Below are 20,146 nucleotides of genomic sequence, written 5' to 3'. Positions count from 1 at the left end.
GCGTGTGCTAAGTGGAAAAGGATGTGGGATCGCATGGACAACCAGGAGGTTGGCTTAGAAGCAGCCACCCTTTAAAGAGTGCGTAATAGCTCACTGGTCAAGTGGTTCCGCGCCGACAATGTAGCGGGGCTCAAGCACACCGCCGAAGCTGTGGCATTCACACTTTGTGTGGATGGGTAGGGGAGCGTCGTGCAGCGGGTGAAGCGGCGGAGTGATCCAGCCGTGGACGCTGTACGAGTGAGAATGCAGGCATGAGTAGCGAATGAAGGGTGAGAACCCCTTCCGCCGGATGACCAAGGGTTCCAGGGCCAGGCTAATCCGCCCTGGGTGAGTCGGGGCCTAAGGCGAGGCCGAGAGGCGTAGTCGATGGATAACGGGTTGATATTCCCGTACCCGCAAAGAAACGCCCAAGACGAACCTCACTGTACTAACTACTTGAAGTGCCGGCGGTCTTCGGACCTAGGGCATGGAGACTAGGACCTTGGTGGGTAGTAGTTTAGTGATGGGGTGACGCAGGAAGGTAGATGATCCCGGCCGGTGGTTGTGCCGGGGTAAGCGTGTAGGCCGTCATGTAGGCAAATCCGCATGGCAATAGGCTGAGACGTGATGCCGAGCCGTTCTGGTGAAGTCATTGATCCTATGCTGCCGAGAAAAGCCTCTAGCGATGTTTCGAGCGGCCCGTACCCTAAACCGACACAGGTGGTCAGGTAGAGAATACCGAGGCGACGGGTGAACTGTGGTTAAGGAACTCGGCAAATTGCCCCCGTAACTTAGGGAGAAGGGGGGCCGGACGCGTGAAGCCCCTTGCGGGTGGAGCGTGGTATGGCCGCAGAGAGCAGGGGGAAGCGACTGTTTACTAAAAACACAGGTCCATGCCAAGTCGTAAGACGATGTATATGGACTGACGCCTGCCCGGTGCTGGAACGTTAAGGGGACCTGTTAGCTCTTCGGGGCGAAGCGGAGAACTTAAGCGCCAGTAAACGGCGGTGGTAACTATAACCATCCTAAGGTAGCGAAATTCCTTGTCGGGTAAGTTCCGACCTGCACGAATGGCGTAACGACTTCCCCACTGTCTCAACCACAGGCCCGGCGAAATTGCAGTACGAGTAAAGATGCTCGTTACGCGCGGCAGGACGGAAAGACCCCGGGACCTTTACTATAGCTTGACATTGGTATCTGAATTCGATTGTGTAGGATAGGTGGGAGCCGGTGAAGCTCGGACGCCAGTTCGGGTGGAGGCGTTGTTGAAATACCACTCTGTTGGGTTTGGGTATCTAACTTGCGGCCCTGATCGGGTCGAGGGACAGTGTCTGGTGGGTAGTTTAACTGGGGCGGTTGCCTCCTAAAGGGTAACGGAGGCGCCCAAAGGTTCCCTCAGCCTGGTTGGCAATCAGGTGTTGAGTGTAAGTGCACAAGGGAGCTTGACTGTGAGACTGACGGGTCGAGCAGGGACGAAAGTCGGGACTAGTGATCCGGCACTTGCGTGTGGAAGCGGTGTCGCTCAACGGATAAAAGGTACCCCGGGGATAACAGGCTGATCTTCCCCAAGAGTCCATATCGACGGGATGGTTTGGCACCTCGATGTCGGCTCGTCGCATCCTGGGGCTGTAGCAGGTCCCAAGGGTTGGGCTGTTCGCCCATTAAAGCGGTACGCGAGCTGGGTTTAGAACGTCGTGAGACAGTTCGGTCCCTATCCGCCGTGCGCGTTGGATACTTGAGAAGGGCTGTCCCTAGTACGAGAGGACCGGGACGGACGAACCTCTGGTGTGCCAGTTGTTCCGCCAGGAGCATGGCTGGTTGGCTACGTTCGGAAGGGATAACCGCTGAAAGCATCTAAGCGGGAAGCTCGCTTCGAGATGAGGTATCCCACCACCTTGAGTGGGTAAGGCCCCCAAGAGACTATTGGGTTGATAGGCCGGAGATGTAAGCACGGTAACGTGTTGAGTTGACCGGTACTAATAGGCCGAGGGCTTAACCACCCTAAATTTTCTGCTTGCGTCCACTGTGTGATTCACAGCAAACGAACAACCACCCTGTTTCTTCTCAGGGATTCTGGTTGGCTTCCGATGATGTCGGGGCCGGCTGGGGTGCCGGAGAGGGATGCGGGTTGCTGGTTGGTTCCGCGCTGATAGCTGTTTCGGTGGTCATAGCGGAGGGGAAACGCCCGGTTACATTCCGAACCCGGTAGCTAAGCCCTCCAGCGCCGATGGTACTGCACTCGGGAGGGTGTGGGAGAGTAGGACGCCGCCGGACTCAACTTAAGAAAAGGCCCACCCCGTGACGGGGTGGGCCTTTTCTTTTTGTACCTGGAAAAGGGCGGTGCGGCAGGCGACTGGCGGCTTTTACCGCTGGACGCCGGACGCTCCGCAGGCGACGGATTACTCGTAACAGTCCTGGTTCTGGTGCTCGAGGCCGAGCTCGATCACCTTGTCGTTGTCGAAGGTGAAGCGGTAGTTGACCTTGCCAGAGGCGTGGGCCCAGGCGCGGCCGTCACCGAAGCGTTCGGTTTCGTCCACGTCGCTGCCCTCGAAGTCCGGATAGGCACTGCGGACCTGGTCCATGGTGCTGCCGAAGCCGATTCCCTCGGGCGTGTGCATCTTGCCGTAGGCCTGGATGGCGACGACACCCAGCCGAGGCGAGTGGGTGATCTCGCCGCCGGAGCTGCCGGCACCCTTCAGCCGGGAGTTGCCGCAGCCCTCGGGCCCGTCGTACGTGGTGTACCCGGTGATCAGGCCGGTGGCCTTCGCCTGGTTCACCGTCATTCCGATCTTCAGTGAGCCGATTCCGGTCGGCCCGATGACCTGAGAGACCGCCCGCACCGCCGACCGGCTGGACGACACCCCGGCCCGCGGCGTGGAAGTCGCCTCCGGACTCCTTGTCCGCCCCGATGCCGGAGCGGAAGCGGAAGCCGACGGCATCTTGGTCGCGGACGGCCGCCCCGAGGCCGGAACCGTGGCGCCGACCGGCACCGCGGGCCCGTCCAGATGCTCCGGCGCCGCCGCACACCCGCCCAACAACCCGACCCCGGCAATCAGCCCGACACCCCATCCGGCCGGTCGTCGCCACATCACCCGTCGCATCACTCTGTCCCCCATTCAGCTCCATCGCGCTGTCATAGGGTCCGATGCCACCCCGACCCCATCAGTTCTACCCCCTCCGTAACGGCTCCATAACGCCCCGCGGGGGACTCTGGGAAGCCCTGGTAACACTCTCGCGCGGGCGGGGGTGGGCAGCCGCAACGGTTCGGGAACTCGCCCGGCGACGCTCGACCTTCATTTGGGCTCCGCTGCTTCTTGGCGTGTCGGGCCGGAAACACCGCTCCTGGCACAGTCCCCTTCTTGGTGAGCGGATCGGCGTGGTCGTGCGGGTCGGGGTGGGGTGCGGCGGATCGGCGGGTTGGTGGCAGGTTGGTTCGTTGCGGGGCGGCGGCTCAACCCGGCCCTCGGGTGACCGATCACGCGGGGCATGCGTAAGTGGTCGCTCGGTGCGTTTCTCACGTCGGCGGTTGCCGCCTCGGCAGCCCTGACTGTCCCGTCCCCCGCGGTGGCGACCGGGACGGTGATCGGGGCTGATGCGCCCGGCGCGCTGCCCGGGCGGTACATCGTCACGCTGAAAGAGCGGGCGGGCGGGCCGCGCGTGCGGAGCCTCGGCGCGGGGAAGGTGCTGCGCGACTTCCGGGGGATCGCCGGGTTCGCGGCGGAGATGAGCGCGACCCAGGCGCGGCGGCTCGCGGCCGACCCGGCCGTACGGTCGGTCGAGCAGGACCGGCGCGTCCGCATCGCCACCACCGAACATGCCGTCGGCCTGGGCCCGGTCGCCGCCGGCCAGGACAGTGGCGTGCGGCTGGCCAGTGCGGGGCAGGCGGACGGTGCGGGGCGGACCGGCGGTGCAGCGCGGGCCGACGGTGCAGCGCGGGCCAACGGTGCGAGGCGGGCCGACGGTGCCGGCCGGGCCGACGGTGTGCGAGCGGCTGGCGGTGCACGGGCAGCTGGCGGTGGGCAGATCGGCGGTGGGCAGGCCGCCGTCGGTGGGGAAGGGGCGTTCCGGAGCGCGGGAACGCAGACGAGTCCGGCGTGGGGACTGGACCGGATCGATCAGCGGTCTGTCGCGGGGTCCAAGTCCTACACCCCGACCGACGACGGGTCGTCGGTGCACGCGTACGTGATCGACACCGGGATCCGGATCACGCACAAGGAGTTCGGCGGGCGGGCGTCCTACGGGTACGACTTCGCCGACGACGATCGGTACGCGGCCGACTGCAACGGGCACGGGACGCATGTGGCCGGCACGATCGGTGGCGCGCACTACGGCGTCGCCAAGAAGGTGCGGCTGGTGGCCGTGCGGGTGCTCGACTGCTACGGCGAGGGCGACCTGTCCGACGTGATCGACGGCGTCGACTGGGTGACCGAGCACGCGGTCAAGCCGGCCGTCGCGAACATGAGCATGGGCGGGGCGGCCAGCCCGTCGCTGGACTTCGCGGTGCGGCAGTCGATCGCCTCCGGGGTCACCTACGTGGTGGCGGCCGGCAACGAGGACGTGGACGCCTCCTGGAGCAGCCCGGCCGACGTGTCCGCGGCGATCACCGTGGCGGCCACCGACAGCCGGGACCGGCGGGCCACGTTCTCCAACTACGGCAGGGTGGTGGACCTGTTCGCTCCCGGGGTGAACATCAAGTCGTCGGTCTCCGGCAGCAACAGTGCGACGGCGGTCTACAGCGGTACGTCGATGGCCGCCCCGCACGTGGCCGGCGCCGCCGCCCTGATCCTGGACGCCGGCCCCGCCCTCACCCCGTCCCAGGTGCGCGCCAGGCTGGTCGCGAACGCCACCACCGGCAAGGTGACCGACCGGGCCGGCGCGCCCAACCGGCTGCTCTTCGTCCCGGCGCCACCCGCCGAGCCGGTGATCGCGACGTCGCGGACGGCCGTGGCGACCGTCGGTACGCCGTACGCCAGCAGGGTGAACCTCAAGTCGGGCCGGACCGGAACGTGGCAGGTGGCCGCGGGCAGCATGCCGCCTGGTCTGTCGCTCGCGCACAGCGGCGCGATCACCGGCACCCCGACCGAGCCGGGGGAGTACGCGGTGACCGTGCGGTTCACCGATTACGTGCCGCGGGCGGTGACCCGCACGATCGTGATCCCGGTGGTGGCCGGTACCCCGGTCCTCGGTGCCGAGCTGCCGCCGGTGCGGGCCGGCGTCGACTATCAGGGCCGGTTGGTGACAGCTGATGGTCGTGAGGGCGCCTGGAGCCTGCTCGGCGGCGCGCTCCCGGCCGGGCTCAGCCTGGACGGGACTGGCCTGATCAGCGGTGTGCCGACGGCTGTCGACGGGGAGACGGCGAGCTTCACAGCCGGGTTCACTGATGTCTGGGGCGGCACCGCGACCAGGAATTACACCCTGGTGGTCGGCCCGGCCGCCTGATCGGGCCGGAGGACGAGGGGAAGCCCCGGTGGGATGCCGGGGCTTTCCTCACCAGTCGAGCGCGGCGGCGTACTTTTTCGCGATGTCCGCTGATTCCGGCAGGTCTGCCTCGACCACCGGCAGGCCGGGGCGGGCCACGATCGCTCCCAGTTCCACCAGCAGCTGCCGCAGCACCGCCTCGGCGGCGGTCGCCTGCGGCGCGATCCCGGCCGTCACCACCGGGACCGCGAGCTTGCCGGCCAGCGCCTGGTTGGGCAGCTGGTCCAGCAGCACCTTGAGCAGCCCGGTGTAGCTGCCCTTGTACGTCGGGGTCGCCACCACCAGCAGGTTCGCCGTGGTCAGCGCCTCCACCGCGGCCGCGGTCGCCTCGTCGTCCCGGGTCAGCAGGCCGGCGCCGAGCGCGCCCACCTCGATCACGGTGGGCGCGGGGGAGCCGAGCCGGTCCGCGAAGGCCTCCCCGACCGCGATGGCCAGGGTCGAGGTCCGGGACCCGGCGCGCGGGTTACCGGACACCACCACAATTCCAGTCATCCGTTTCGCGGCGTCCGAGGCGGTCCGCCGCGCCTCCTTTCCACGATTATCTGCGACTATCCGGATATGTCGGGCACGCCACACGCGGCGATCACCGGTGGGGCGGGCCCGAGCGCGGTGATGGCGTACGAGGTCACCCGCGCGGGGCCGGCCGCGAGAAGGGCCGCCTCGCCGGGCTGATCCACCCGGAAGAGTGACCCCGTCCACACCGGACCGCCGGGCCCATTGCTTGAGAACCACTCCACCATCGATCCCGGGAAGGCCGCGGTCAACAGCGATCCCAAATCCTAGTAAGAAGATGGAGTTTGTGGGATGTGGCGTGCGCTACTACGATGCGGTATGCCTATCTAACAGATAGGAATTATATCCTTGCTGGGTGCCGCCGGATCCGGGGGCACGAGTCGTCGAAGGAGCACCCCATGTCCGCGCTCGCCATCGCCCACCCGCGTCCCGCTCATGCCCGCCCCGCCCTGCGCCCGGTCCCCACCCTCCCGGCCGACGAAGCCCCGGCCCGCGGCGTGCTGGCGGACGAGGCCGCGGCTCGCGGCCCGCTGGTGGACGAGGCCCCGGTCACCGTCACGATCAGCATCGCCGGCGGCCTCACCGGCCGCGACCGGGTGCTCGCCGCCCTGCGCGACCTGGTCGACGCGGCCGGCCCGGGTGCCGCCATCGAGCTGGAGCCCCCCGCGCCGCAGGCCGCTGCCGCCGACGACATCGTCCTGGACCCGCGAGCCCGCACCGCCCTGCGCGGCGGCCGGCGTCTCGACCTCAGTCGGTTGGAGTACGACCTGCTGCTCTTCCTCGCCCAGCACCCTCGTCAGGTCTTCAGCCGGGCCCAACTGCTCACCCACGTCTGGGGTCACCGGCACACCACCAACCGCACGGTGGACGTGCACGTCAGCCGCCTGCGCACCAAGCTCGACGACCCGGAGCTGATCACCACGGTCTACGGCCTGGGCTACCGGCTCGCCGACGACGCCCCGATCAGCGTGCGGGAGCGCTGATTCATCCCGAAGGGGTCATACCCCCGCACTATGGGACGAGGCTTTTCCCAGCTCAGGGGCAACTTGATCGAGATTGTTCCAAATTGACTTCTCCTTGCAACATTCATTGATCAATTTGAATACTTGCGAGCACTGGCCTACCGGACCGGTCGGGCCACCTACCCAATCCCCCTGGGAGGAAACCGTGCTCAACCCGAAGCTTCGCCGACCGATCGTCGGCCTGGCGGTCGGCATCCTCGTGGGCAGCGCCTTCGTCGCGACGTCACCCGCCTCGGCTGCCCCGGCCCTGGGCGACGCGTCCTTCGCGCCGTCCGCCCTTGCCAGCAAGCTGGACGATCAGCTCGGCTCCCGTGACGCCGGCTCCTACCTCGACGCCTCCGGCAAACTGGTGGTCAACGTCACCGACGCGACCACCGCAGCCGAGGTCGTCAAGGCCGGCGCCACCCCGCGCTACGTGGCTCGCAGCGGCGCCACCCTCGCCGCCGCCGACGCGAGCCTCAAGGTCAACCTGAAGACGCCCGGCACCGCCTTCGCCGTCGACCCGGTCACCAACCAGGTCGTGGTCAGCGTCGACCAGAGCGTCACCGGCGCCAAGCTGGCCGCGGTCAAGGCCACCGTCGCCAAGCTCGGCGACACCGCCCGGATCGAGAGCATCCCCGGCAAGATCAGCACTCGGATCTCCGGCGGTGACGCCATCTACACCGGCGGCGCCCGCTGCTCGCTCGGCTTCAACGTGCGCAACAGCGCCGGCACGTACTACTTCCTCACCGCCGGCCACTGCACGAACATCGGTTCGACCTGGACGAACGGCTCCAGCACGCTCGGCACCCGGGCCGGCACGAGCTTCCCGGGCAACGACTACGGCATCGTCCGCTACACCAACACGACGATCACCAAGAGCGGCGCTGTCGGTTCGCAGGACATCACCTCCGCCGGCACCCCGGCGGTCGGCGCCACCGTCTACCGGCGCGGTTCCACCACCGGCATCCACTCCGGCCGGGTCACCGCGCTGAACAGCACCGTCAACTACGCCGAGGGCACGGTCTCCGGCCTGATCCGCACCACCGTCTGCGCCGAACCGGGCGACAGCGGCGGATCGCTCTACTCCGGCACCACGGCGCTCGGCCTCACCTCGGGCGGCAGCGGTAACTGCTCGTCCGGCGGCGTCACGTACTTCCAGCCGGTCGTCGAGCCGCTGAGCGTTTACGGCGTCTCGGTCTACTGAGCCGTCACCGCCCGGCCGGAAGATGACCGAAATCCCACGCGAGGCCGGCGCGGTATCAGCAAGGAGCGGCGGGGTCGCGATCCGCGACCCCGCCGCCAACCCGTTCGACGGTACGCCCGGAGCGCTCCGCCCCGGGCGGCCGCGCTCAGCCCCGATCCTCCCCGGTGCGTTCCTCGCCCCGGCGGCGCAGCAGCTTCAGCCCCGGCAGCCCGGCGATCGCCAGGTGCAGGTCCTCGGTCACCTCGAGCAGCTTGTGCAGGTCCGGCCCCACCTGGTCCAGCTTGTTGAGCAGCGGCATCACGTCGTTGACCAGATGGTCGCGCAGCGCCGGGAGCTCGTCGACCATCCGGATCGCGGCGGTCACCTCCTCCGGCGTCAGCTCCTCCACGAACCGGGCGGCCAACGGCGCCGCCTTGCGCAGCGTCGGCGCGTACCCGTCGAGCAGCTCGGTGGCGACCCCGGCGGCCTGGTCGGCGCGGGCCACCACGGCGGAGGCCTGAGCCGCCACCGCCGCCGCGTCGCCGACCAGTCCGCGTGCCGTGCCGCTGACCGCGCCCACCTCGGCCACCACCTCGGCGGCCGCCGTGGTCAGCGAGCCCGCCTCGATCACCAGGGTGCCGGCCGCGTCGGCGGTCCCGGCCACCCGGCGGATCACGTCACCGGCGGCCGTGGCGATCGCGCTCGCCTCCTCGACGGTCAGCGTCGCCGCCGTGGTGATCGCCCGCACCTCGGCGATCGCCGCCTCGGCCGCCGTACTGATCGCCTGCACCTCGGCGATCGCCGCCTGAGCCGCCGCGCTGACCACCTGGACCTCGGTCACCGCGGACTCGGCGGCGGTGGTCACCGCTGTCACCCGGGCGATCAGCTCCTCGGCCTGGCCGATCGCCAGGCCGGCCCGGTTGACCAGCAGCTCGGCCTGGCCGAGCAGGCCGGCGGCGCGGACCGGGACAGCCGCCACCGCGCCGGCGGTCTCGATCACCTGGCCGATCGCGGCGCGGGTGAGGTCGGCGGCGACGGCCGGCGCGGCGAGCGCGAGGCGGGACATCTGAACGGCACGGGACAACAGGGACGCCATACCCCCATTCTGCGCTCCGCGGGCAGCCGGGGCCGGTGACGGAATGTCGCGGCGCCACGGCGCACCGTGGAAAATCGGATTCTCCTGGGCGATCCATAGGAGTCGGGACACGCGTCGTGGCGCCGGCACGGCAATATGGCGGGGTGCGACGTACCCCGAACTGGATCGTGATCATGGCCGCCGTGGTCGTGCTGGGAGGTGCCGGCCTGGTGTTCAAAGGGCTGATCGGCAGTCAGGGTGAGACTGCCACCTTCCTCACCGGGAACGCGACCAGCGCGTCACCGGCCGGGCCCAGCCCCGAGGAGCTCGCCAGGGCCGAGCGGGCCAAGCGGGTCAAGGCACTGGACGCCGCGCTGACGAAGTACGCCGCCACCGTCCCCGGGTTCGCCGTCGCGGTGCTCGACAAGCGGACCGGTGACCGCTACGCGTTCCACGGCGACCGGAAGTTCCGGACCGCCAGCGTGGTCAAGGTGCAGGTGCTCGCCTGCCTGCTGCTGACCAGGCAGGACGCCGGCCGCAAGCTGACCGCGGACGAGGACGCCAAGGCGAAACTGATGATCCGCAACAGCGACAACGACGCCACCACCGCCCTGTTCACCAGCCTCGGCAAGCAGTCGGCGATCCAGCGCTGCGACAAGCGGCTCGGGCTGAAGCACACGGTGGTGAACAGCGCCTGGGGCCTCACCGAGACCACCGTCACCGACCAGGTGAAACTGCTGTCCCAGCTGGTCGCCGACGACAGTCCGATCTCGGCCAAGGGCCGGGCCTACGCGCGCACCCTGATGAGCACCGTCAACCCGGCGCAGCAGTGGGGAGTCCCTGCCGCGGCCAAGGCGGGCGAGGAGTTCACCGTGAAGAACGGGTGGCTGGCCCGCCCCGGCACCAGCGACCTGTGGATCGTCAACTCGGTCGGCCGGATCACCGGTGACGACGTGGACGTCTCCATCGCGGTGCTCTCGCACGGCCACCAGACCCAGGAGGCCGGCGAGGCCGTGATCGAGAAAGCGGTCAAGCTGACCCGCTCCCACCTCAGGTACTAGACGTCTCGCGGCGCTTGTTCCACCAGGTCACCGTCTGGTTCACCACCAGGATGACGACCACCGCGGCGAGCACGCCCTGCCAGGGCCGCGGGAAGATCGAGCCGCCGGCCAGGCCGATCGCCGCGTACACCACCGACCACAGGGCGCAGGCCGGCAGGTTGGCCACCACGAAGGTGTCCCAGGAGATCCCGGCGAAGGCCGCCGCGAGCAGCACCGGCACCCGGCCGCCCGGGATCAGCCGGGAGACCAGCAGCACCGGGACCTGCCTGGCCTTCAGCCGGTCCTTCACCGCTGCCAGGTGTTCCTCGTCGCGCAGCCAGCGCAGCCGGCGGGCGAGCTGCTCGCCGCCGAACCGGCACATCGCGTACATCACCAGGTCGCCGGCGTAGGCGCCGGCCGCGCCGGCCGCCACCACGAACGTCATGGTCACCGGCCGGCCCTCGTGGAAGGCCAGCGCGGTGGCGCCGCTGACCGCCGCCCCGGTCGGCACGATCGGAATGATCGCCCCGAAGCACACCACGGCGAACAGCCAGGCCAGCGCGCCCAGCGTGGCGGTCACGCGGCCGGCCCGAGGGTCAGCGTCTCGCCGTGTGCCAGCACCCGCACCCGGGTCTCCGGCGAGGTCCGCGCCGCGTGCTCGGCGAACCGGACGCCCGGCGCGTCGAACATGTGCCGGCGGATCCGGGCCATCCCGATCGGCCAGAGTGTGCCGTAGTGCACCGGCACTGCCCAGGACGCCTTCACCCGGTGCAGCGCCTCGGCGGCGTCCCGGGCGTCCAGGTGACCGTGCGCGCCGAGGGTGGGACCCCAGCCGCCGACCGGGATCAGCGCGAGATCCAGCGGGCCCAGCCCGGCCATCTGGTCGAACAGGCCGGTGTCCCCGGCATACCAGGTCCGGGACTCGCCCTCGACCACGTAGCCGATCGCGGTGGCCCGCTCCCGCGACCACGGGCCGCGGCCGCCGTCGTGCCGGGCCGGCACGGCACGCACCCGGACCGCGCCGATCGCGATCTCGTCGCCGGGGGCCATCTCGACGCACCGCGCGGCCACCGACGCGCCCAGCACCTTGGCGGTGAAGGCGGCAGCGCCGCGCGGCACGACCAGCAGCGGCTCACCGGGCACGGCCTTCAGCGACGCCACGTGGAAGTGGTCGGCGTGCAGGTGAGAGAGGAGCACCGCGTCCGGCGCGCCGGGCAGCCGGGGCGACGGGCCGGCCAGCCGGCGCAGGTGCGCCAGCCGGTCGGTGAGCACCGGGTCGGTGAGCAGGGTGGCGCCCGAGTCGGCGAGCCAGATCGTGCTGTGTCCCCACCAGGTGACCGATGTCGTGCTCACCGGCTCACGGTACCCAGACGTCGCAGCACCTGACCGCACCGACGGGCGTAGAGCTGCTGGAACAGCACCGCCACCGGGCCGGCCAGGCGCATCAGGGTGCCGGCCGGGCGGCTGAACGCGGTGACCGTGAACCACACCCGGTCGCGCGTGTCGCGTTCCACGACGAACGCCTCCTCGCCGCGCGCCGGGTGACCGGGCAGCGTTCCGTACCCAAAACCGATCTTCCGCTCCTCCTGGGCGACCCAGACCACCTCACACGGGGCGGTGACCGGACCGAGGCCGATGGTCAGCCGGACGCCGGGCTCGGCCCGCCGCGCACCGGCTCGGACGCCCGCTCCGGTGGCGCGGTGCATCCGGAAGGTGAGAACCGCCTCGCCGGCGGCGGCGAACACCCGCGGACCGGTGCCGATGCGGGTCCGATAGCGCAGATGCCGATAGCCGTCCGGGAGCGGTCCGCCGCGGGTCCGGCCGACTTCGGAGTACGTCACGCGAGTCACCTGAGAAAGTGTGCCCTTCCCGAGGCACGATGATTCCTGAGTCGCACCTGTGACTTAGCTCCGGCAGACTGAGCGCGTGACAGGACCCCGCTCCGCCGTTGTGGTGAACCCCGCCAAAGTGGCCGATCCGGATCAGCTTCGCCGCACCCTGCGCACCAGCCTGACCAAGGCCGGGTGGCCGGAGCCCGCGTGGTATGAGACGACCCCCGAGGACCCGGGCCGTGGCCAGGCCAAGAAGGCCGTGGCCGATGGCGCCGAGCTGGTCTTCGCGTGCGGTGGCGACGGCACCGTGACGGCCGTGGTGACCGCCCTGACCGGCACCGACGTGGCGCTCGCCGTGCTGCCGGCCGGCACCGGCAACCTGCTCGCGGCAAACCTCGGGCTGGGCACCGACCCGGCCGCCGGGCTGCAGGTGGTGCTGGAGGGCGGCCGCCGCCGGATCGACGTCGGCACCATCGACGACCAGTGCTTCGTGGTGATGGCCGGGATGGGCTTCGACGCGATGATGCTGCAGGACACCTCGGAGAAGGCGAAAAAGCACATCGGCTGGCCGGCCTACCTGGTCGGGGCGGCGAAGCACCTGCTGGACCGGCCGATGCGGGTGCGGATCCGGCTGGACGGCGGCCCGCCGATCCCGCGCCGGCCGCAGGCGGTGATCGTCGGAAATGTCGGCCGGCTGCAGGGCGGCGTGCGGCTGCTCAGCAAGGCGCAGCCGGACGACGGGAAACTGGACGTCGCCATCCTCAGCCCGAACAACCTGATGCACTGGGCGGCACTGGCCTGGGCGGTGGCGAGCCGGCGCAAGCGGGTGCCGCGGATGGAGACGTTCACCGCCTCCCGGGTGGAGATCTACAGCAACCGCGCGCAGCCCCGGCAGCTCGACGGTGACCTCATCGCGCCGGGAAAGGCCATGAAGATCTCGGTACGCCACAAGGCCCTGCTGCTGTGCGTCCCGCAGCCGGACGCCGACCCCGACCTGGCCTACGACGCCGCCGCTGTGGCGAAGCGGGCGAAACGCCGTTGAGCAGCACCCAGCCGGTCCCGGAGACCCGGACCATGGCCGGCGACGAGCTCTCCGCCGACGACGCCTACCTGGCGCTGCGCCACTACGGCCGCTGGCCGCTGCTGCGGGACGCGTTCATCCGATTCCGGTACGGCGACGGGTTCAGCCACTCGCGCGCCTTCGCACTGCAACTGTGCCTGGCCATCGTCCCGTTCCTGATCGCCCTCTCCGGCCTGGCCACCGACCTGGGCGCGGAGAAGGGCGGCCAGGTGGTCGCGGACACCGTGATCGCGATGACCCCGGGCGCCAGCGAGCCGCTGGTCCGTGAGCTGCTCGAGGACGACGACCGGACCGAGGAGGCCGGCGAGGTCGCGCTGACCCTCGGTCTGATCACCGGCGTGATCGCGCTGGTCACCGCGATGGCCCAGGTGGAGCGCGGGGCGAACCGGATCTACGGGGTGGAGCGGGACCGACCGGCGCTGCACAAGTACCTGCGCGCCCTGGTCCTCGCGCTCTGCGCCGGCCTGCCCGCCCTGTTCGGCTTCCTGTTGCTGGTCGCCGGCCGGGCCGCCGGCGAGTCCGCGGAGCGACATTTCGACATACCCGGCGGGGTCCGGGTGGCCTGGGACGTGCTGCGCTGGCCGCTGAGCCTGGCGCTGATCGTGTTCGCTGTCGGCGCGCTGTTCCGGCACGCGCCGCGGCGCAAGCAGCCGGCGCTGTCCTGGCTGCTGTTCGGCGCGGTGGTGGCGACAGTGCTCTGGTGGATGGCCAGCCTGCTGCTGGCCGGGTACATCCGGGTGAGCGGGAGCTTCGGCGCCACCTACGGCCCGCTCACCGCGATCATGGCGCTGCTGCTCTGGGCGAACCTGACCGGGATCGCGTTCTTCCTGGGCCTGGCGTTCGCCGCGCAGCTGGAGGCGCGACGGGTCGGCGCCAAGCCGGCCCAGCCCGACCAGTGGGAGCCGGCGCCGGACGTGCCCGCGCAGCGCGCCACCGGTGTACCCAGCGAGTCGACGGGGTAAGAACGGCGGCACCCGATGTGTTGGGAGCCTCCCGTGACTTCTGTGCCTACCGCCCCGGATGACAACCGGGCCGCCCCGGATGACAGCCGGGCCGCCTCGGATGACAACCGGGTCGTCGAGCGGGCCGGCTGGGCGCCGGTCCGGCACTTCGCCGAACGCAGCGTGCTCGGCCTGATCGCGGTGATCGCGGTCGGCCTCGGGTTCGCCGCGCTCCTGCTGCTGGTCCGGTTCCACTGGTCGCCGCTGCAGAGCCTGGACCACGCGGTCGCCGACGGCCTGAACCATCAGGTCGCCGGCTCCTCCGCGGCGGTGAAGGTGCTGCAGCAGATCTCCTCGTTCGGCGGCCGGGTCTTCATGATCGGGCTGGTCGCGGTGGTCGTCGCGATCCTGCTGATCCGGCGGCGGCCACGGCTGGCGCTCTACCTGATCGTCACCGGCGCCGGCGCGCTGGTCCTGGACCCGTCGCTGAAGGCGCTGGTCGGGCGGCTGCGGCCGGTGGTCGAGGAACCCGTCGCGCACGCTCCCGGCAACAGCTTCCCGAGCGGGCACGCGCTCGGCTCGATGATCGTCTACGGGATGCTCGCGCTGGTGCTGCTGCCCGGCGTCCGGCCCCGGTGGCGGCCCTGGTTCCTGGCCCTGGTCGCCGGGATCGTGCTGCTGATCGGGTTCAGCCGGATCGCGCTCGGCGTGCACTTCCTCTCCGACGTGGTCGCCGGGTGGCTGCTCGGGATCGCGTGGATCAGCACGACGGCGTACGCGTTCCGGGTCTGGCGCCGGGAGGCCGGTCACCCGGCCGACCACCTGATGCACGACGGCCTGGAGCCGGAGGCCGCCCAGGACCTGCGGCCGGCGCCCGCCGAGGGACCGGTGCTGCCGCACCCGTGGGCCAAGGCGGCGGAGATCCTGGTCGGCTGGGTGCTCACCTTCGGGCTGCTCTACCTCTTCGGGTACGGCGTGACCCGGTGGAACCCGAGCTGGGACGACGGGGTGCCGCGCTGGCTGCAGACCTTCCGTACCCCGGCGCTGGACGACCTGAGCTGGTGGTGGAGCAAGGCCGGCGACACACACGCCATCCTGGCCATCTCGCTGGTCTTCTGCCCGCTGGCGCTGGCCCTCTGGCGGCAGTGGCGGCCGGTGCTGTTCCTGGCCCTCACCATGGTCGGCGAGCTGACCCTGTTCCTGACCAGCGCGGCGGCGGTGGACCGGCCGCGGCCCGGGGTCGAGCAGCTGGACGGGCACATGCCGACGTCGTCGTTCCCCTCCGGGCACATCGCCGCCACCATCTGCCTGTGGACCGCCATCGCGATCATCGTGATGGCCCGGGTCCGGCAGCCGTGGCGCTGGATCTTCCCGGTGCTCGCCGTGCTGATGCCGCTCGGGGTGGCGCTGTCCCGGATGTACCGCGGGATGCACCACCCGACCGACGTGCTCGGCGCGATGCTGCTCACCGCGGCGTGGCTGACCGTGCTGTGGTGGACGGTACGGCCCAACGCCCGGGCCGTGACCGCCACCGAGGCGGCCCTGGAGAACCGGCAGATGGTGGTCGCCTGATGCGCTTCATGACCTGGAACATCAAGACCGGCGGAGTGGACCGCGGCCGGCGGATCCGGCTGCCGGCCATCGCCGAGGTGATCGCCGCGGAGAAGCCGGACGTGCTCACCCTCCAGGAACTGCGCGACTTCCACCGGCACGACGGGCGCCGGATGGCCGACCTGGCCGGGGCGGTCGGGATGACCGCGCACCTGGCCCGGTCCGGGTTCGGGATGCCGGTCGCGGTACTGGTCCGCGAACCGCTGCGGATCACCCACACGGCGAGCGTGACCTGGCGCCTGCACCACGCCGCCGCGGTCGCCGTGGTGGACACCGGGTCGGTGCCACTCACCGTGATCAGCACCCACCTGGACCCGTTCTGGCCGTACCGCCGGATGCGCGAGGCCCGCTGGCTGGCCGCCCGCTACGTGACCGGCTCGCACGTGGTGCTGGCCGGCGACCTGAACGGGCTCGACCCGGCCGGCGACCACACCGAGGCACTGGCCAGCCAGCCGTCGATGTTCCGCAAGCGGCACCTGTTCCCGGACGGCCGGGTGGACAGCCGGGCGCTGGCCGCCTTCGGCTCGGCGGGCCTGGTCGACCTGTGGGGCCCGGCCGGCTCGGGCGACGGCCGCACCGTCCCGACCACGCAGGGCGGTGGCCGCGAGTTCGGCGGCATGCGCCTCGACTACGTCCTGGCCACCCCGGCCGTGGCGGAAAAAGCGCACGACATGCGTGTCCTTCGGGGCGGCCCGACCGAACACGCCTCCGATCATTATCCGGTCCGGGTCGACCTCGACCTCTGACGTCGTCGCAACCTCCGCCCTCAGCTGGTCTGGTCGCAGCCCGCCTCGCTCACGGTCCGCGCTCGCTCACGGTCCGAGCGCCCGCTCTCGACCCGAGCGGCTGCTCATGGCCCGCGCGCCTGCTCACGGCCTGCATGACCGCTCATGAGGCGCGTTTGCTCACGGCGCGCTTGTTCACGATCCGAGCGCCCGCTCACGATCTGAGCGCCCGCTTATGGCCCGCGCGCCTGCCCACGGTCGGCGCGGCCGCTCTGGTCACGGCCGTGCCTGCTGACTGTCCGCGCGTCTGCTTGCGGTCCGCACGTGTGCCCTGGTCACGGCCGTGTCTACACGCGGCCCGCAGGTCTGCTCATGGCCCCTGTGGCTGCCCTGGCCAGGGCAGCCACCCGCGGTCCGTGCGCCTGGTCACGGTCCGCAGCCGGTCGCCGTCTTGGTCGCCAGGCCAGGGATTCGCTGGTCACGGCCCCGGCCGCCAGTTGCGGCCAGATGGGGAACGGCCAGAGCGGATGCACTGTCGGTCGCGGTCGCGCCCATCGCTCTCGCCCGCAAGTCCGATCATTCCGATACGTCCGCAGCCCCCGCCCAGCAACGCCCCTGGCAGTCGCCCGCTGCCCGGCTGGCCGTCACGGTCGTATCCAGGAGCCGGAGGCAACCGTGAGGGCCAGCCGGGTGGTGGGGGCTGGTTGTGGTGGTGGTGTCCGGGGGTGGGAGGCAACCGTGGGGGCCAGCCGGGTGGTGGGGCTGGTTGTGGTGGTGGTGTCCGGGGGTGGGAGGCAACCGTGGGGGCCAGCCGGGTGCTGCGGCTGGCCGTCACGGTGGTGTCCGGGGGGTGGGAGGCAACCGTGGGGGCCAGCCGGGTGGTGAGGGCTGGTCGTGGTGGTGGTGTCCGGGGGTGGGGGGCAACCGTGAAGGCCAGCCGGGTGGTGAGGGCTGGTCGTGGTGGTGGTGTCCGGGGGTGGGAGGCAACCGTGAGCGCCAGCCGGGTGATGGGCTGGCGCTCACGGTGGTGTCCGGGGGTGGAGACGTGCGTCAGGGCCGGCCGGGTTCGGTGCTGGTGGCCTGAGCTCAGCCCGGCGGGGCCTCGCGGTCCGGCACCGGGATCACCGTGCGGTTGGCCACGGGAGCGGGCTGGTGCGCTTGGATCGGGGCGAGATCGTACGAAATGGGGGTGTGGCTACCTCGCGTCGGACGGATGGGCCGGCGCGGTCGCGGAATTGGGGTGGGCGCTGTGGGCGCCGGCGCAATGGGGGTGTGGCTACTTCGCGCTGGACGGATGGGCCGGAACGGTCGCGGATCTGGGGTGGGCGCTGTGGGCGCCGGTGACGCCCAGGTCGTAGGCGGATTCGCCGTGCAGGGCCAGGTCGAGGCCGCCGTGTTCGTGTTCGCGGGTGACGCGGAAGCCGATGGTGCGGTGCAAGGCGGTGGCGATCAGCCAGGTGGCGGCGAAGGAGAACAGGGCCACGGTGACCGCCGCGGCGGCCTGGTGGCCGAAGAGGGTGAGGCCGCCGCCGAAGAGCAGGCCGCGCGGGCCGCCGGTGGCCGTGGCGGTCGCCAGCAGACCGATGAGGATCGTGCCGAGGAAGCCGCCGACGCCGTGCACGCCGGCCACGTCGAGCGAGTCGTCGAGGCCGAGGCGCTGTTTGAGGCCGACCACGTAGCCGCACAGGGCGCCGGCGGCCACACCGATCAGCAGGGCGCAGAGCGGGTTGACCGCGCCGCACGCGGGGGTGATCGCGACCAGGCCTGCGACCGCGCCGGAGGCGGCGCCCAGGGTGGTGGCGTGGCCGTCACGCAGGCGTTCGACCACCAGCCAGCCGGCGATTCCGGCGGCGCCGGACACCTGGGTGTTGAAGAACGCGAGGCCTGCCGAGCCGTTCGCGGCGAGCGCCGAGCCGGCGTTGAAACCGAACCAGCCGAACCACAGCAGGCCGGCGCCGAGGACCACGAGCGGCAGGCTGTGCGGGCGCATCGGCTCCGAGCGGAAGCCGAGCCGCTGGCCGAGAACGATCGCGAGCGCCAGGCCCGACGCCCCGGAGTTGATCTCGACGACCGTGCCGCCGGCCAGGTCCAGGATGTGCAGGTGTGCGGCGATCCAGCCGTGCGGGCTGAACACCCAGTGGGCGATCGGCGCGTAGACCAGGGTCACCCAGATCGCCACGAAGATCACCCAGGTGCTGAACTTGGCGCGGTCCGCGATCGCGCCGCTGAGCAGGGCGGCCGTGATGATCGCGAACATCATCTGGAACGCCGCGAAGACCAGGGTCGGCGAGGAGCCGGTGAGCGCGTCCGGACCGATCCCGGTCATCCCGGCCAGGCTCAGGTCACCGATCAGGCCGCCGCCGGCGTCCGGGCCGAAGGCCAGCGAATAGCCGTAGGCCACCCAGATGACGCTGACCACCGCCAGGCAGGCGAACGTCATCATCAGCATGTTGAGGGTGCTCTTGATCCGCACCATGCCGCCGTAGAACAGCGCCAGGCCCGGAATCATCAGCAGCACCAGGGCGGCGCTGACCAGCAGCCAGGCGGTGTCCCCGGAGTTCAGTTGTGCGGTCACACGGCCTAGCCTCGCCATGGTCCGTTTCGGCTCGGGGACCCGTGCGTTTCCGCTGTGTTACGGGCGTCATGCGACGGGCATCTCCAGCGTCAACTCGTCGCGCAGCGGGATGCCGTGCTCGCCGACCAGCGGAATCGACGGCTTGATCGCCCGCGCGGCGTCCACGGCGCCCGGCGCGACCGCCGTGATCCGCAGGCCGCGCCGCTGGTAGAAGCGGAGCGCGTCCAGGTTGTCGTTGGTGGTGACCACCCAGATCCGGGCCAGGCCCCGCTCCCGGGCGACCCCGGTGGCGGCGTCGAGCAGGGCGGTGCCGACGCCGGCCCCGGACGTGAACGCGTTGAGCGAGACGATCTCCAGGGCGTCACCGTCGACGTGATAGGTGAGCAGGCCGGCGATCTCGCCGTCCCGTTCGGCGAGCAGCGCCGGCAGATCGGCCGCGTCATAGGTGACGCCGTGCACCACCAGGATCGGCGCGTGCCATGACTCGGTGATCAGCCGGACCACCGTCGCGCTGTCGTCCGGGCCGGCGGCATGCACTAGCAATGCGGTCATGTGCCCCATCAAACCCGCATACTCGCGACATGACGATCGAGTTCCCCTCGCCGACCCGTCCCGCCGGCAGCACCGCCGAGGTCTTCGCGGGTTACCTGTCGTACTTCCGTGAGACGCTGCTCGCCAAGGTGTCAGCGCTCCCCGAGGGGGAGCGCCGGACCAGCCGGCTCCCTTCCGGTTGGACGCCGCTCGAGCTGGTCAAACATCTTCGGTACGTCGAACTGCGCTGGATCGAGTGGGGATTCGAGGGCGTGGCATTCGACGACCCGTGGGGTGACCGCAACGTCGACCGCTGGTACGTGGCGCCGGAGGAGAGTTTCACCGAGCTGGCCGAGGCGCTGCGCGCGCAGGGCGAGCACACCGCACAGGTGCTCGCCACGACCGACCTGAGCGCGGTCGGGCAGCCCGGCCCGCGCTGGGAGGGCGCCGCGCCGCCGACCCTGGAGCGGATCTGCTTCCACCTGGTCCAGGAGTACGCCCGGCACGTCGGGCACCTGGACATCGTCGCCGAGCTGGCGGCCGGGGCGGTCGGCGAGTAGTGGCCGGGCCGTGTTCCG

17 protein-coding genes and 2 rRNA genes (1 of these 19 running past the window's edge) are annotated in these 20,146 nt (G+C 70.6%); 11 read left to right on the top strand and 8 right to left on the bottom strand.

All coding sequences use genetic code 11. The features are described 5' to 3' along the window. Both Actob_RS35560 and rrf read left to right on the top strand, forming a co-directional pair. Positions 1–1,979 (top strand): 23S ribosomal RNA (locus Actob_RS35560) (it extends 1,094 nt beyond the left edge of the window). A gap of 157 nt (positions 1,980–2,136) precedes the next feature. Further along, positions 2,137–2,253: ribosomal RNA gene (gene rrf / locus Actob_RS35555) — 5S ribosomal RNA — on the top strand. 125 nt (positions 2,254–2,378) lie between these two features. Here rrf and Actob_RS35550 read toward each other — a convergent pair. Further along, a complete protein-coding gene (locus Actob_RS35550; protein WP_284916316.1) occupies positions 2,379–2,762 on the bottom strand; it encodes a hypothetical protein in 384 nt (127 codons plus the stop codon). Positions 2,763–3,465: 703 nt separating this feature from the next. On the opposite strand from Actob_RS35550, the gene Actob_RS35545 reads away from it, so the two are divergent. Then, the gene (locus Actob_RS35545) at positions 3,466–5,418 is read left to right on the top strand and encodes a S8 family peptidase (RefSeq protein ID WP_284916315.1); all 1,953 of its coding nucleotides are present in this window, start codon (positions 3,466–3,468) and stop codon (positions 5,416–5,418) included. A 48-nt stretch (positions 5,419–5,466) separates the two neighbouring features. Here the strand turns inward: Actob_RS35545 and Actob_RS35540 are convergent, their stop codons facing one another. Beyond that, positions 5,467–5,949: an NADPH-dependent FMN reductase gene (locus Actob_RS35540; protein ID WP_284916314.1), complete on the bottom strand. Its 483-nt coding sequence runs from the start codon at positions 5,947–5,949 to the stop codon at positions 5,467–5,469. Between the two features lie 419 nt (positions 5,950–6,368). On the opposite strand from Actob_RS35540, the gene Actob_RS35535 reads away from it, so the two are divergent. Both Actob_RS35535 and Actob_RS35530 read left to right on the top strand, forming a co-directional pair. Then, positions 6,369–6,953 (top strand): winged helix-turn-helix domain-containing protein, encoded by a 585-nt coding sequence (locus Actob_RS35535; protein ID WP_284916313.1) that lies wholly within the window; start codon positions 6,369–6,371, stop codon positions 6,951–6,953. A 184-nt stretch (positions 6,954–7,137) separates the two neighbouring features. Next, complete coding sequence (locus Actob_RS35530) at positions 7,138–8,178, top strand: S1 family peptidase (RefSeq protein ID WP_284916312.1); 1,041 nt, start codon at positions 7,138–7,140, stop codon at positions 8,176–8,178. Positions 8,179–8,323: 145 nt separating this feature from the next. On the opposite strand, the gene Actob_RS35525 is transcribed toward Actob_RS35530, so the two are convergent. Further along, a complete protein-coding gene (locus tag Actob_RS35525) occupies positions 8,324–9,253 on the bottom strand; it encodes a hypothetical protein (protein ID WP_284916311.1) in 930 nt (309 codons plus the stop codon). A 143-nt stretch (positions 9,254–9,396) separates the two neighbouring features. On the opposite strand from Actob_RS35525, the gene Actob_RS35520 reads away from it, so the two are divergent. Then, entirely contained in the window at positions 9,397–10,293 is an 897-nt protein-coding gene (locus Actob_RS35520; protein ID WP_284916310.1) for a serine hydrolase, read from the top strand. On the opposite strand, the gene Actob_RS35515 is transcribed toward Actob_RS35520, so the two are convergent. From Actob_RS35515 to Actob_RS35505, 3 genes are read right to left on the bottom strand one after another with little or no spacing between them, the layout of a single operon-like run. Next, positions 10,283–10,852: a DedA family protein gene (locus tag Actob_RS35515; protein ID WP_284916309.1), complete on the bottom strand. Its 570-nt coding sequence runs from the start codon at positions 10,850–10,852 to the stop codon at positions 10,283–10,285. The two genes, Actob_RS35520 and Actob_RS35515, sit on opposite strands and share 11 nt — an antisense overlap. Further along, positions 10,849–11,625, bottom strand: coding sequence for an MBL fold metallo-hydrolase (locus tag Actob_RS35510; RefSeq protein WP_284916308.1), 777 nt, complete (start codon positions 11,623–11,625; stop codon positions 10,849–10,851). Before Actob_RS35510 ends, Actob_RS35515 begins: the two co-directional genes overlap by 4 nt. Then, positions 11,622–12,113: a DUF1990 family protein gene (locus tag Actob_RS35505; RefSeq protein WP_328518398.1), complete on the bottom strand. Its 492-nt coding sequence runs from the start codon at positions 12,111–12,113 to the stop codon at positions 11,622–11,624. The genes Actob_RS35510 and Actob_RS35505 overlap by 4 nt, the downstream gene beginning before the upstream one ends. Positions 12,114–12,198: 85 nt before the next feature. Here Actob_RS35505 and Actob_RS35500 point away from each other — a divergent pair, with 85 nt between their 5' ends. Genes Actob_RS35500 through Actob_RS35485 form a run of 4 tightly spaced genes read left to right on the top strand, consistent with a single transcriptional unit; the run spans position 12,199 to position 16,483 of the window. Beyond that, positions 12,199–13,146 (top strand): diacylglycerol/lipid kinase family protein, encoded by a 948-nt coding sequence (locus tag Actob_RS35500; protein ID WP_284916305.1) that lies wholly within the window; start codon positions 12,199–12,201, stop codon positions 13,144–13,146. After that, positions 13,143–14,147 carry a YihY/virulence factor BrkB family protein gene (locus tag Actob_RS35495; RefSeq protein ID WP_284916304.1) on the top strand — a complete coding sequence of 335 codons (1,005 nt, stop codon included), beginning with the start codon at positions 13,143–13,145 and terminating at the stop codon, positions 14,145–14,147. Before Actob_RS35500 ends, Actob_RS35495 begins: the two co-directional genes overlap by 4 nt. A 42-nt stretch (positions 14,148–14,189) precedes the next feature. Continuing rightward, a complete protein-coding gene (locus Actob_RS35490; RefSeq protein ID WP_407653733.1) occupies positions 14,190–15,698 on the top strand; it encodes a phosphatase PAP2 family protein in 1,509 nt (502 codons plus the stop codon). Then, positions 15,698–16,483, top strand: coding sequence for an endonuclease/exonuclease/phosphatase family protein (locus tag Actob_RS35485; protein WP_284916303.1), 786 nt, complete (start codon positions 15,698–15,700; stop codon positions 16,481–16,483). Before Actob_RS35490 ends, Actob_RS35485 begins: the two co-directional genes overlap by 1 nt. A 1,255-nt stretch (positions 16,484–17,738) precedes the next feature. On the opposite strand, the gene Actob_RS35480 is transcribed toward Actob_RS35485, so the two are convergent. Further along, a complete protein-coding gene (locus tag Actob_RS35480; protein WP_284916302.1) occupies positions 17,739–19,037 on the bottom strand; it encodes an ammonium transporter in 1,299 nt (432 codons plus the stop codon). A 66-nt stretch (positions 19,038–19,103) separates the two neighbouring features. Next, positions 19,104–19,589: a GNAT family N-acetyltransferase gene (locus Actob_RS35475; protein ID WP_284916301.1), complete on the bottom strand. Its 486-nt coding sequence runs from the start codon at positions 19,587–19,589 to the stop codon at positions 19,104–19,106. Positions 19,590–19,618: 29 nt separating this feature from the next. Here Actob_RS35475 and Actob_RS35470 point away from each other — a divergent pair, with 29 nt between their 5' ends. Beyond that, positions 19,619–20,128, top strand: a complete 510-nt coding sequence (locus tag Actob_RS35470; RefSeq protein ID WP_284916300.1) for a mycothiol transferase — start codon at positions 19,619–19,621, stop codon at positions 20,126–20,128. Positions 20,129–20,146 lie beyond the last annotated feature (18 nt).

It is taken from the genome of Actinoplanes oblitus (assembly GCF_030252345.1).
Lineage (GTDB): Bacteria > Actinomycetota > Actinomycetes > Mycobacteriales > Micromonosporaceae > Actinoplanes > Actinoplanes oblitus.
The sequence above is the reverse complement of the archived record's forward strand: the minus strand, read 5'-3'. Positions and strand labels throughout refer to the sequence as shown.

Coding starts and splice junctions, on each gene's coding strand:
- Actob_RS35550 (WP_284916316.1), bottom strand. CDS start 2,762: ATGACGGTGAACCAGGCGAAGGCCACCGGCCTGATCACCGGGTACACC.
- Actob_RS35545 (WP_284916315.1), top strand. CDS start 3,466: ATGCGTAAGTGGTCGCTCGGTGCGTTTCTCACGTCGGCGGTTGCCGCC.
- Actob_RS35540 (WP_284916314.1), bottom strand. CDS start 5,949: ATGACTGGAATTGTGGTGGTGTCCGGTAACCCGCGCGCCGGGTCCCGG.
- Actob_RS35535 (WP_284916313.1), top strand. CDS start 6,369: ATGTCCGCGCTCGCCATCGCCCACCCGCGTCCCGCTCATGCCCGCCCC.
- Actob_RS35525 (WP_284916311.1), bottom strand. CDS start 9,253: ATGGCGTCCCTGTTGTCCCGTGCCGTTCAGATGTCCCGCCTCGCGCTC.
- Actob_RS35485 (WP_284916303.1), top strand. CDS start 15,698: ATGCGCTTCATGACCTGGAACATCAAGACCGGCGGAGTGGACCGCGGC.
- Actob_RS35475 (WP_284916301.1), bottom strand. CDS start 19,589: ATGACCGCATTGCTAGTGCATGCCGCCGGCCCGGACGACAGCGCGACG.
- Actob_RS35470 (WP_284916300.1), top strand. CDS start 19,619: ATGACGATCGAGTTCCCCTCGCCGACCCGTCCCGCCGGCAGCACCGCC.